Origin of the sequence: Bacillus cereus (assembly GCF_015071065.1) — a bacterium.
GTDB classification, from domain to species: domain Bacteria; phylum Bacillota; class Bacilli; order Bacillales; family Bacillaceae_G; genus Bacillus_A; species Bacillus_A cereus_BA.
In genome coordinates this window covers 104,132-117,139 of the sequence record NZ_VOVA01000005.1, presented here as the reverse complement: position 1 = coordinate 117,139, position 13,008 = coordinate 104,132, and the positions used below count along the sequence as shown (strand labels likewise).

Sequence of the window (13,008 nt, the reverse complement as noted above, 5' to 3'; positions counted from 1 at the left end):
AGGTACCGGGAAAAACGGTTTCTTTGGTGCTTTTTGTATTATAAAGAGTAATATTATTTTTAAATGTTAAAAGTACCATAGAAATTTTGAAAATAAATTGATGGAAAATGATAAAAGACTTGAGTCGGAGGTAATGGAGCATAACTGGGGTTATAAAAGGTAGTACTACCAGGATGTGCGCCTTGATGCCAAAATGACGGACTTACTTGGCCAGGGAGCTGATATTGTTGCCAGGAAGCGGGGAGCTCGATACCAACATCTGAACTGGCTGTATGGACGGCAGGCACATGCACTGAGGGAACTGATGGGACAACGACGGTTATTCTTGGTGATACCCACATGAAAACAATCACACTCCTAAGTTGCAATGATAAAGTAGTATATTCATTTAACACGTATAAAGGTACATATATCTAGGACTTTCGAAAAGAACATACGTACAAAGTCGTAAGACCAATGTGAATTGATGGTGGACCATTTATTACGAAAAGATACGTCTAATAGCGGAGGGAAAAGGAATATGAAGCATATACAATGGATGTGTTGATCGTAATATTTTACGTGTTTATGGAGGTATTTTAATGGAACGATTATGGACGAAATCATTTATCCAAATGACTATCGCGATGTTATTTTTATTTACAGGGTTTTATTTGCTTGTTCCAACGCTCCCGCTCTTTATTAAAGAAATAGGTGGGAATGAATCGCAAGTTGGACTGATGATGGGAATGTTTACGATAGCCGCAGTTGTAATACGCCCGATTATTGGAGGTATGTTAGATAAATATGGCAGGAAATCTTTTATTATTTGGGGTCTTATCTTTTTTGGACTAACAATGTTTTCCTATAATTTAGCATCAACTATTATAATCTTAGTGGTTTTACGTGTTATTCATGGGGTAACATGGGCAGTTTCTACAACAGCTGTTGGAACAGCAATAACTGATATTATTCCAGATTCACGCCGCGGAGAAGGAATGGGCTGGTATGGAATGGCGATGACAATTGCAATGGCAATCGGCCCGATGATTGGATTATGGGTTGTGCAAAATTATTCATTTCATGGTCTATTCCTTTTAGCTACGATTTTATCTTTTATGGCAGTCGCATTATCATTAATCACGAAAATGCCGTTTACACCACAAAAAGAAAATGGGAAAATTCAGCTGTTTGAAAAATCCGTTTTATCAATTACGATTGTTGTTTTCTTTCTATCATTTGCATATGGAGGAATTACAACGTTTTTACCGTTATTTGCATCATCAATTGATGTGAATCCTGGTACATTCTTTCTTGTATATGCAATTGCCTTAACAATTGTAAGGCCAATTTCAGGTAAATTATTAGATAAATATGGAGAAGTATTTATCATACTCCCGGCACTATGTATTACCATTTTAGCTATAGTTGTTTTAACTATTTCAAATAGTGTAATGGGTGTAGTTATTGCAGCGGCATTATACGGTGTTGGATTCGGTTCAGCACAGCCTGCTTTGCAAGCAGCAATGCTTACAATTGTTGCTCCGAGTAAAAGAGGAGTTGCTAATGCTTCATTCTTTACCGCGTTTGATTTAGGTATTGGATTAGGTGCGATTTTACTTGGAATTGTTTCACAAGTGTTTGGTTACCGTATTTTATTTACAGGTAGTGCCATTTCAGGATTAATAGCTTTAATTATTTTTGTCATTTTTGTAAAACAGCGATTAGGAAAAAAAGAATTTGCGTAAACCAGGAGGAGCAAAGATGAAAATTTCAATTGATCATGATGCTCTACAATGGTTTAAGGAAGAATTACGTATAAAGCGTGATGAATCTATTCGATTTACCCCGCTATTTGCGAGCAGTAAGACCTCCACCTCAAAATTCAGCAAATACAAGGGAGTTAGGCAGGAGATTAACTGCTCGTAAATGCCCGATTGGTGAGGGCTAATAATCAGTGGGGGAGGGACAAAACCCCCACTGATTAAAGTTTCACTTTATTGTAAGATACGGAGGAAATAGCTCAATTTAGCCTGGATACTCTTTAGGAATTTCTACTGAGAAACCAGATGGGGAAATAGTGTCAGTTGAAAAAGACGGTATTCTATTTTTTATAGATTTTGATGACCTTTGGTATTTTCAAAACTATCATTTAGTTGTTAGCTATCAAATAGAAACGGAAGAAATTCAATTTAATTATGTAAAATCATAACTTTATTAAAAATAAATAAATTGTATATAAAAATTATATTTAAGGAATTGTGAAATAAATATAATATGGAAACGAGCTGTATATGTATACAGCTCATTTTTTTATTTTAAAAAAGAAAATAGGGAATAAAGCTATATATTGTGGGATTATATGGGGTATCGTTATATCTTGATTTCAAAAAAATAATAAGAAGTCTGTCCTTTCATTATAAAATTTAAAAATTATTTTTGAAAAATTGTATTGTTACAGCAGTAAAAGTATAGGGAACTTATCATTATAAAATAAATTGAAATCTTCTAAAAACTCTGATACATTGAAATAGAAATGTAGTTTCACAGTATTGTAAAGGCTTACAGTTATGTGCACGAAGATCTATTAGGATTGGAGGAAATAATGATGAAAGCTGAAGAAAAATTTTCCCCGGGATTAGATGGTGTAGTAGCAGCGGAGACGAAAATTTCGTTTCTTGACACAGTAAAAGGTGAAATTGTAATTCAAGGGTATGATTTAATCGAACTCTCAAAAACAAAAGAGTATTTAGACATTGTGCACCTTTTATTAGAAGAACATCTACCGAATGAGGATGAAAAAGCAACAATTGAAAAGAAGTTAAAAGAAGAATATGCAGTGCCAGAAGGTGTATTTAATGTGCTAAAGGCGTTGCCTAAAGAAACGCATCCTATGGATGGGTTACGTACAGGTGTGTCTGCGTTAGCTGGTTACGATAGTGATATCGAAAACCGCTCGTTAGAAGTGAATAAAAGTCGAGGGTACAAGCTTTTAAGTAAAGTGCCAAATATTGTAGCGAATAGCTATCATATTTTAAATAATGAGGAGCCAATTGAGCCCCTTCAAGAATTGTCATATAGTGCGAATTTCTTCTATATGTTAACTGGTAAAAAACCAACTGAACTTGAGGAAAAGATTTTTGATCGTTCCCTTGTTTTATATAGTGAACATGAAATGCCAAACTCTACATTTACAGCTCGCGTAATTGCATCAACACAATCGGATTTATACGGTGCTCTAACAGGTGCAGTTGCATCTTTAAAAGGAAGTTTACATGGTGGTGCAAATGAAGCGGTTATGTACATGCTTTTAGAAGCTGGCAATGTTGAGAAATTTGAAGAACTATTACAGAAGAAACTTTATAACAAAGAAAAAATTATGGGCTTTGGACATCGCGTGTATATGAAGAAGATGGATCCAAGAGCACTTATGATGAAGGAAGCTTTAAAACAGCTTTGTGATGTAAAAGGCGATTATACACTATATGAAATGTGTGAAGCTGGAGAGAAGATTATGGAGAAGGAAAAAGGCATTTATCCGAATCTTGATTACTATGCTGCTCCAGTATATTGGATGCTTGGTATTCCAATTCAACTTTACACACCAATCTTCTTTAGTTCTAGAACAGTAGGGCTATGTGCACACGTAATTGAGCAACATGCGAACAATCGTTTGTTCCGTCCGCGTGTAAATTATATTGGCGAGCGACATGTACTTAGTAAATAAGAACAACTGGGGAGTTGTTAGCGCCGCCCGCCAGATGGGTGTTTGACCGACACCCATCATTAATAATAACGAATTTTCGACAGAAAGGGAAGAATAGCATGATTAAAACAAATGAAATTAAACAAAAAGATGCATTATTAGAAGAAATTACGGATTATGTATTGAATAAAGAGGTGACAAGTGCAGAAGCATTCAGTACGGCTCGCTACGTATTACTTGATACACTTGGATGCGGAATTTTAGCACTACAATACCCAGAGTGTACGAAATTACTAGGACCAGTTGTACCAGGAACGATCGTGCCAAACGGTACACGTGTACCAGGAACGTCTTATGTACTAGATCCAGTAAAAGGCGCATTTAATATCGGATGTATGATCCGTTGGTTAGACTATAACGATACTTGGCTTGCAGCAGAATGGGGACATCCATCTGATAACTTAGGCGGAATTTTAGCAGTAGCAGATTATATTAGCCGCGTACGTATTTCAGAAGGAAAAGAACCATTAAAAGTACGTGAAGTACTAGAAATGATGATTAAAGCACATGAAATTCAAGGTGTACTTGCTTTAGAAAACAGCTTAAACCGTGTTGGTCTTGACCATGTATTATATGTAAAAGTAGCAACAACTGCAGTAGTTGCGAAAATGCTTGGCGGAACGCGTGAAGAAATCTTTAATGCATTATCACATGCGTGGATTGATAATTCTAGTCTTCGTACATATCGTCATGCTCCAAACACTGGTTCACGTAAATCATGGGCAGCAGGAGATGCGACGAGCCGCGGTGTTCATCTTGCAATGACTGCTTTAAAAGGTGAAATGGGTTATCCAACAGCTTTATCTGCACCAGGATGGGGATTCCAAGATGTGTTATTTAACAAGCAAGAATTAAAATTAGCAAGACCGCTAGAATCTTATGTAATGGAAAATGTATTATTCAAAGTGTCATACCCAGCAGAATTCCATGCGCAAACAGCAGCAGAATGTGCTGTGAAATTACATCCGGAAATTAAAGAAAGATTAGATGAAATTGATCGTATTACAATTACAACTCATGAGTCAGCAATTCGTATTATCGATAAAGAGGGTCCATTAAATAACCCAGCTGATCGCGATCATTGCTTACAATACATTACTGCAATCGGTTTACTAAAAGGAGATATCGTTGCGGACGATTATGAGGATGTAGTAGCGGTTGATCCACGTGTAGATGAATTACGTAATAAGATGGTTGTTGTTGAAAACAAGCAGTACACTTTAGATTATCTTGATCCGAACAAGCGCTCAATCGCCAACGCTGTTCAAGTTCATTTTAAAGATGGTACTGTAACAGAAAATGTGGAATGTGAATACCCACTTGGCCATCGTTTCCGTAGAGACGAAGCGATTCCGAAAGTTGTTCGAAAATTCACTGCAAATATGGCTGTTCATTATTCTAGTAAGCAACAAGAACAAATTCATGAAACTTGTCTAAATGAAGAGAAACTAGAAAATATGAATGTCAACGAATTTGTAGATCTATTCTTAATCTAATAATAGGGGGAATATAGGATGGCTTGGGTTGTGAATAAACAGTCAACACAAGAGGAGCTTGCGAATCGCTTCCGAGCTTTAGTAGAAGCAAATGAAATCTTGCAAATTCCAGGTGCTCATGATGCAATGGCAGCTCTTGTTGCGAAAAATACAGGTTTTTCAGCTCTTTATTTATCGGGAGCTGCCTATACTGCAAGTAAAGGGCTACCGGATTTAGGAATCGTGACGTCTACTGAAGTAGCAGAGAGAGCAAGAGATTTAGTAAGAGCTACAGATTTACCAGTTCTTGTTGATATTGATACAGGATTTGGTGGTGTACTAAATGTAGCGAGAACAGCTGTAGAAATGGTGGAAGCGAAAGTAGCAGCCGTTCAAATTGAAGATCAACAATTACCAAAGAAATGTGGACATTTAAATGGTAAGAAACTTGTTACTACTGAGGAATTAGTTCAAAAGATTAAAGCGATTAAAGAAGTTGCGCCGAGCTTATATATTGTAGCGCGCACTGATGCTCGCGGCGTGGAAGGATTAGATGCAGCGATTGAAAGAGCGAACGCATATGTAAAAGCAGGGGCAGATGCAATATTCCCTGAAGCGCTTCAATCAGAAGAAGAATTCCGTTTATTTACTAGCAAAGTGAATGCACCTTTACTAGCAAATATGACTGAGTTCGGAAAAACACCATATTATAGTGCAGAGGAATTTGCGAATATGGGCTTCCAAATGGTTATTTACCCTGTAACTTCACTTCGAGTTGCTGCAAAAGCATATGAGAATGTATTTACGCTAATTAAAGAGACCGGTTCTCAAAAAGATGCACTTTCTAATATGCAAACGAGAAGTGAGTTATATGAAACAATTTCATATCATGACTTTGAAGAGTTAGATACTGGAATTGCAAAAACAGTATTATCTGAAGATCAATAGGTAGAAGGACTTAGGCGATGAGAATACATCTTTGGCAAAACGAACTGCTTGATGTGAAAAATCATCGCCTGCTGTTTTCAATAATAAGATATTCCACTCATCGTAGACGAGCATATGCAAAAAGCAATGAAGGCCGAAATGATAGGGGGATTCAGATGGAGAAAACAAAGTTACCATGGGATGAATTTTTTTCACTCAATAAAGATGTGAACAATACTTTCTTTACACCAGAAGATTTTTCAGGAGATGAAGATTTAATTGCAAAAACGACAGAACAATTCGTTAAGCAAGAAATTGTTCCACAAATTGAGAACATTGAACAACATAACTATAAAGTTTCTCGTCAATTATTTGAGAAAGCTGGGGAACTTGGATTATTAAGTATCGAGGTCCCAGAAGAATACGGCGGGTTCGAGTTAGGAAAGGCAGTTTCAGGGCTTGTAGCAGAAAAGATGGGATACGCTGGTGCATTTAGTGTCTCTTTTAATATACACGCTGGTGTAGGTACGTTGCCTTACATATATTATGGAACGAAAGAACAAAAAGAAAAGTATTTGCCGAAAATCGCATCAGGAGAATGGATTGGTGCTTATGCTTTAACTGAGCCAAATGCTGGTTCTGATGCATTAAGTGCAAAAACGAGTGCAGTATTGAATGAAGATGGTACAGCTTGGAAGTTAAATGGTGAGAAGCAGTGGATTACAAACGCTCATATGGCAGATGTATACGTTGTTTTTGCGAAAACAAATAAAGGAATGACAGCATTTATTGTCGAAAGAACATGTGAAGGTGTATCTATTGGATTAGAAGAAAAGAAAATGGGGATTAAAGGTTCTTCAACAGCGACGCTTATTTTAGAAGATGTTGTCATCCCCGCTGAAAATGTTTTAGGGGAAGTTGGGAGAGGGCATCACGTAGCTCTTAATATTCTTAACTTCGCTAGACTAAAACTTGCTTTTGGAAATATTGGAACAGCAAAACAAGCAATCGGTTTGTCGGTTCAATATGGAAAAGAACGAAAACAGTTCCAAACTGAATTAGTGGACTTTACGATGATTCAAGAGAAAATTGCCAATATGATTATTTCTACATATGGAGCAGAAAGTGCAGCCTACCGTACAGCAGGTGTAATTGATGAAGCGATTCATGAGAGTGATGAAGATCTTATGAAAAAAATGTCCCAATTTGCAATTGAATGTGCACTTAATAAAGTAAACGCTTCTGAAACACTTGATTATATCGTAGATGAGGCTGTACAAATTCATGGTGGATACGGTTATATGCAAGAGTACGAGGTAGAACGTCTATATCGTGATGCTAGAATTAGTCGTATTTTCGAAGGAACGAATGAAATTAACAGATTAACAGTTGCAAAAATGTTAATGAAACAAATAGAGCAAATAGAAGAGCATGAAGTAGAAAGTGATATTGAAAATGTAGAAAGAAACCATCGTTACATTTTATTAGCGAAAAAATTGTTGAAACAATCTTTGAAAACGCTCTCTAAAACTCCGGACTTAAAAATTGATCAGGAGCAAGAATATTCACGCGTATTATCAAATATGTTGACGGACGTGTACGTCATGGAATCAGCATTTTTACGTACGAGGAAAGCAGTTAGTAAAAATGGTGAGGAAAAAGAGCGTACGAAGCAAATGATAACAGATGTTATTTGTGAAGAAGGATATCGTAAAGTAGAAGAAGCTGCGATTTCCATTCTTTCAGCAGCTGTCACAGAAGAACAAGATAGAAGTGTAGTTTTAGCTGAAATCCGTCAATTATTAGTGCCTTTATACACGAACTTATTTACGAAAAAGAGAGATATTGCGAAAGTTATTATAAATCGCGGGAAATATATTGTGTAAATAGGAGGAAAGCGATATGAAAAAGATTGGCTTTATCGGTTTAGGTAACATGGGTCTCCCAATGTCTAAAAATTTAGTTAAATCAAGTTACACAGTATACGGAGTGGACTTGAATAAAGAAGCTGAAGCTTCCTTTGAAAAAGAAGGCGGAATTATCGGTTTATCAATCTCGAAACTAGCAGAGACGTGTGATGTGATTTTTACAAGTTTACCGTCACCTCGTGCTGTTGAAGCGGTATATTTTGGAGCAGAAGGGTTATTTGAAAATAGCCACTCAAATGTAGTTTTAATTGATACAAGTACAGTATCTCCACAGTTAAACAAACAGTTAGAAGAGGCTGCGAAGAAAAAGAAAGTAGACTTTTTAGCAGCACCTGTTAGTGGTGGGGTAATTGGTGCAGAAAACCGTACATTAACGTTTATGGTTGGTGGATCGAAAGAAGTATATGAAAAAACTGAATCTGTCATGGAAGTACTTGGAGCGAATGTTTTCCATGTTAGTGAGCAGATTGATAGTGGTACAACTGTTAAATTAATTAACAATCTATTAATTGGTTTTTATACAGCTGGTGTGAGTGAAGCTTTAACATTAGCGAAAAAGAACAATATGGATTTAGATAAAATGTTTGATATTTTAAATGTAAGTTACGGTCAAAGTAGAATTTATGAGCGTAATTATAAAAGTTTCATTGCATCAGAAAATTATGAGCCGGGCTTTACTGTAAATTTATTAAAGAAAGATTTAGGATTTGCGGTAGATTTAGCTAAAGAAAGTGAACTTCACTTACCAGTAAGTGAGATGCTATTAAACGTATATGAAGAAGCGAGTGAGGCAGGATATGGTGAAAATGATATGGCTGCTTTATATAAGAAAGTTAGCGAACAATTAATTTCTAATCAAAAATAGTGCACTTATAAAAACCATGATAAAAAAGGAGAGAATATAATGATTACAACTGAAATTAAACGAGTGAAAAATCATATTAATGGCGAATGGGTAGAATCTACTGGTACTGAAGTAGAAGCGGTTCCGAATCCGGCAACTGGAAAAATCATCGCTTACGTTCCACTTTCTCCAAAAGAAGATGTTGAAAAAGCTGTTGAAGCGGCAAAAGCGGCATACAAAACATGGTCTAAAGTGCCAGTTCCAAATCGTTCAAGACAACTATACAAATATCTACAACTGTTACAAGAAAATAAAGATGAGCTTGCAAAAATCATTACGCTAGAAAACGGTAAAACGCTAATGGATGCAACTGGTGAAGTACAGCGTGGTATTGAAGCGGTAGAACTTGCAACATCAGCACCAAATTTAATGATGGGACAAGCCCTTCCGAATATTGCTAGCGGAATTGATGGATCGATTTGGCGCTACCCAATCGGAGTTGTTGCTGGCATTACACCGTTTAACTTCCCGATGATGATTCCATTATGGATGTTTCCACTTGCAATTGCTTGCGGTAATACATTCGTATTAAAAACATCTGAAAGAACACCACTTTTAGCTGAGCGACTTGTAGAGTTATTCTATGAAGCTGGCTTTCCAAAAGGGGTATTAAATTTAGTACAAGGCGGAAAAGATGTTGTAAATAGTATTTTAGAAAATAAAGATATTCAAGCAGTTTCGTTTGTTGGCTCTGAGCCAGTGGCACGCTACGTATATGAAACTGGTACAAAAAATGGTAAACGTGTACAAGCGTTAGCAGGTGCGAAAAACCATGCGGTTGTTATGCCAGATTGCAACCTTGAAAAAACGGTACAAGGTGTGATTGGATCGGCGTTCGCAAGTAGTGGAGAGCGCTGCATGGCATGTTCAGTAGTAGCAGTAGTTGATGAAATTGCTGATGAATTCATTGATGTATTAGTAGCAGAAACGAAGAAGTTAAAAGTAGGTGACGGTTTCAACGAAGATAATTATGTTGGACCATTAATCCGTGAATCTCATAAAGAACGTGTTTTAGGCTATATTAATAGTGGTGTAGCAGATGGAGCAACATTATTAGTAGATGGTCGTAAAATTAATGAAGAAGTTGGAGAAGGATACTTTGTTGGTGCAACAATCTTTGATGGCGTAAATCAAGAAATGAAAATTTGGCAAGATGAAATTTTCGCTCCAGTATTAAGTATTGTAAGAGTAAAAGATTTAGAAGAAGGTATTAAGCTGACAAATCAATCGAAATTTGCGAATGGTGCTGTTATTTATACATCAAATGGTAAACACGCACAAACATTCCGAGACAATATTGATGCTGGTATGATTGGTGTAAACGTTAATGTTCCAGCACCAATGGCATTCTTCGCATTTGCAGGAAATAAAGCTTCATTCTTTGGAGATCTTGGTACAAATGGTACGGATGGCGTTCAATTTTATACACGCAAAAAAGTTGTAACTGAGCGCTGGTTTTAATAAAGTGAAATGATAATGAGTGGGGTGCATTCCCACTCATTATAAAAATAATGCAAACGAAAATACACTACTCATAATGGAGTAGTGTATTTTCGTTTGCATTGTGTTAACTGTTTCTTTCAAAGGCCAATTTAATACCAAACCCAATTAAGACGATTCCTGTAATCCCTTGAATATAACGCTGTGTCTTCGGTTTTTTCATAAAAGCACTAATTTTATCAATTAAAAATATATAAAAAGCAAACCAAATGACTGTTAAAATGAGATAAGTAAGTCCCATAACGAGAAGTTGTATAAATGTATTATGACTTGGATTTAAAAACTGTGGTAAAAAAGTTAAAAAGAAGACTGCAACCTTAGGGTTTAGTAAATTTGTAAGAAACCCTTGGCGAAAGCAAGAAGTATGCTTATTGTCATTATTTATTGGAACGTCATTTGTATTTAAGTCTTCTGTGTTTCTTACTGCTAAAAGGGCTTTAATACCAATATAGACTAAATATACAGCACCAACATATTTAAAAATAGAAAATAAAAGAGCAGACTTTACAATAAGTGCTGAAAGACCAATTACAGCAGCTAAAGTGTGAATTAAAAGCGCAACACAAGTACCAAAAACAGTTTTTACGCCGCCGATTTTTCCAGCAACCAATGTGTTTTTCGTAGCCATTGCTGTATCAGGACCGGGTAGAATAATAAGACATATAGACATAATAATAAACAGAAAAAAATTTTCCATAATGTTATCCGCCTTCCTTTATTGTTTTTAGAAAATTCGATTAACGTTATTTTAACATACATTTCAGTTAAATAAAATTAAATTATATTTAAAATTATTTAACTGAAAAGAAGAGGCCATATAGAGTAGCTGAGAGTGAGCTACAATATATGGTCTCTTTGTTTAGGCGTTAAGTAAGTTAAAGAATCGATTTACATCTTCTTCTGAAACATCGCTCAATTGTTTATATTTATAATTTGGATTTTGGTCTTTATCAACCACAACGGAGCGTACTCCTTCAAAGAAATCTTCATGTCGCATGAAATTTTTAGCGAGTATAAGATCTGTCGCGAAACATTCTTCAACTGACTTTTCTTGGCCATCGATAAACTGTTTTAATGTTACCTTTAATGAAACAGGGGATTTTGATAATAGCTTTTCTTTCATTGTTTGGGCAAATGGGCTTTGATCTTTCTCTAACGATTGAATGATTCCCTCAATTGTATCGAATGCAAAATGCGAATTAATTTCTTCTAATGAAGAAGAAAGATTGCCATCTAAGTTTGGAGCAGTTGCAAATGTACGAATAACTTCTTTTAAATGAGTATGTACATCTTCTTTTTGCCAATTTACATTTTCAAGTGCGGTAAGGAAATTTGGTAATGAATCTGATGTCATAAAGTAATCAGCAGCGTTAATATATAATACATCAGGAGCTTTTAAAATGGATGCTGTTAAAGCAACATATCGACCGGTATATCCAGGGGCTTTATTTAAGAAATAAGCAGCACCGACATCAGGGAAGAAACCGATGTTCATTTCAGGCATTGCCCACTTCGTACGCTCTGTTACAATTCGATACGTAGCTCCATTTGTCAGACCGACACCACCGCCCATTACGATTCCATCTAAACAAGCGATAATTGGTTTTTTGTATTGATAAATAAATGTATCAATTTCATATTCTTCTTCAAAAAACTGCTCTGCATGTTGTAATGCAACTTCGTTAGAACGTGCCTCGTATAGCGTTTTAATATCACCACCTGCACAAAAACCTTTCGTCCCAGCTCCTTTTAAAACGATGAGTTCAATACGCTCATCTTGCTCCCACTCTTTAAGTTTTTGCCCAATTGGCTGTAACATGTCATAGGATAAAGAATTGAGTGCTTTTGGACGGTTTAAAGTAATTGATGCAACGCCGTTTTCGCTAACAGAAAATAAAACGTGTTCAGTCATTATAAATCCTCCTTTACTTATCTTTCTATTCTTATTTCTTGATACATGCTGAAATGTCCTCTATAATTTTTGTCTAAATTAGGTGCTTAGTGTTATTATTTATCGCATATTTTGACGAGTTATATTTGCAGGATTTCAGAGAATGAAGAGGAATATTACAACATTACTGTAAGCATAATTATTTGAAATCATAGTGTTGAAGGCGCTATTATATGTATAACTTATATTGTGTTATTATGCGTGGCGTAACAATCCATTAAAGATTGGATGTAGAAAAGTTTAAAAGGCTGAATTATCTAACTTTTAAAGGGCGTGGGGTTTGTATATAATTAGAAATAGAGAAAGGAGAGATCGGAATGCCAGGACCTTTACTATTGTCGGTAATTATTTTGTCATCTCTTATGGTAGGAATTACACAGTATTTTCATCATACAGATACGACAGAAGAAGTGAAGGATAAGGTGCGTCTCGTGTTTCCGATTTTTATAATATCTATTTCCATATGTTTTTTACTAAATAAAGATGGGTATGTTGTGGCCGTATTCGCGTTTTTTGTAGCGATTGTCTTAATAACTGTATTGTACTACGTTATGAAAGAGTACTTACAAAAATAAGGA

At 35.8% G+C, this 13,008-nt stretch carries 12 protein-coding genes and 1 pseudogene; 10 read left to right on the top strand and 3 right to left on the bottom strand.

What is annotated here, in order from left to right:
- Window positions 1-59: 59 nt before the first annotated feature.
- On the bottom strand, window positions 60-341 hold the full coding sequence (locus tag FT637_RS15965; RefSeq protein ID WP_193647126.1) for a hypothetical protein: 282 nt from the start codon (window positions 339-341) through the stop codon (window positions 60-62).
- Between the two features lie 240 nt (window positions 342-581).
- On the opposite strand from FT637_RS15965, the gene FT637_RS15960 reads away from it, so the two are divergent.
- The 9 genes and pseudogenes from FT637_RS15960 to FT637_RS15920 all read left to right on the top strand — a co-directional run bounded on the left by FT637_RS15960 (window position 582) and on the right by FT637_RS15920 (window position 10,440).
- Window positions 582-1,727 carry an MFS transporter gene (locus tag FT637_RS15960; protein WP_193647125.1) on the top strand — a complete coding sequence of 382 codons (1,146 nt, stop codon included), beginning with the start codon at window positions 582-584 and terminating at the stop codon, window positions 1,725-1,727.
- Window positions 1,728-1,743: 16 nt separating this feature from the next.
- Window positions 1,744-1,908: a hypothetical protein gene (locus tag FT637_RS30625; protein WP_193647124.1), complete on the top strand. Its 165-nt coding sequence runs from the start codon at window positions 1,744-1,746 to the stop codon at window positions 1,906-1,908.
- A gap of 67 nt (window positions 1,909-1,975) precedes the next feature.
- Window positions 1,976-2,191 (top strand): annotated as a pseudogene (locus tag FT637_RS15950) (HesB/YadR/YfhF family protein); the annotation flags it as partial.
- Between the two features lie 393 nt (window positions 2,192-2,584).
- Window positions 2,585-3,706: a citrate synthase gene (gene mmgD, locus FT637_RS15945; RefSeq protein WP_193647123.1), complete on the top strand. Its 1,122-nt coding sequence runs from the start codon at window positions 2,585-2,587 to the stop codon at window positions 3,704-3,706.
- Window positions 3,707-3,804: 98 nt separating this feature from the next.
- A complete protein-coding gene (prpD, locus tag FT637_RS15940) occupies window positions 3,805-5,241 on the top strand; it encodes a 2-methylcitrate dehydratase (protein ID WP_193647122.1) in 1,437 nt (478 codons plus the stop codon).
- A gap of 18 nt (window positions 5,242-5,259) precedes the next feature.
- A complete protein-coding gene (gene prpB, locus FT637_RS15935; protein WP_002031847.1) occupies window positions 5,260-6,168 on the top strand; it encodes a methylisocitrate lyase in 909 nt (302 codons plus the stop codon).
- Window positions 6,169-6,323: 155 nt separating this feature from the next.
- Window positions 6,324-8,033: an acyl-CoA dehydrogenase family protein gene (locus FT637_RS15930; protein ID WP_193647121.1), complete on the top strand. Its 1,710-nt coding sequence runs from the start codon at window positions 6,324-6,326 to the stop codon at window positions 8,031-8,033.
- Window positions 8,034-8,049: 16 nt separating this feature from the next.
- Entirely contained in the window at window positions 8,050-8,940 is an 891-nt protein-coding gene (locus FT637_RS15925) for an NAD(P)-dependent oxidoreductase (RefSeq protein WP_105587084.1), read from the top strand.
- A 39-nt stretch (window positions 8,941-8,979) separates the two neighbouring features.
- Window positions 8,980-10,440, top strand: coding sequence for a CoA-acylating methylmalonate-semialdehyde dehydrogenase (locus FT637_RS15920; protein WP_193647120.1), 1,461 nt, complete (start codon window positions 8,980-8,982; stop codon window positions 10,438-10,440).
- Between the two features lie 106 nt (window positions 10,441-10,546).
- On the opposite strand, the gene FT637_RS15915 is transcribed toward FT637_RS15920, so the two are convergent.
- Window positions 10,547-11,179: a LysE family translocator gene (locus FT637_RS15915; protein ID WP_193647264.1), complete on the bottom strand. Its 633-nt coding sequence runs from the start codon at window positions 11,177-11,179 to the stop codon at window positions 10,547-10,549.
- A 159-nt stretch (window positions 11,180-11,338) separates the two neighbouring features.
- On the bottom strand, window positions 11,339-12,391 hold the full coding sequence (locus FT637_RS15910) for an enoyl-CoA hydratase/isomerase family protein (protein WP_193647119.1): 1,053 nt from the start codon (window positions 12,389-12,391) through the stop codon (window positions 11,339-11,341).
- 356 nt (window positions 12,392-12,747) lie between these two features.
- Between FT637_RS15910 and FT637_RS15905 the strand changes: the two genes are divergently transcribed.
- Window positions 12,748-13,005, top strand: coding sequence for a hypothetical protein (locus FT637_RS15905; RefSeq protein ID WP_001119412.1), 258 nt, complete (start codon window positions 12,748-12,750; stop codon window positions 13,003-13,005).
- Window positions 13,006-13,008 lie beyond the last annotated feature (3 nt).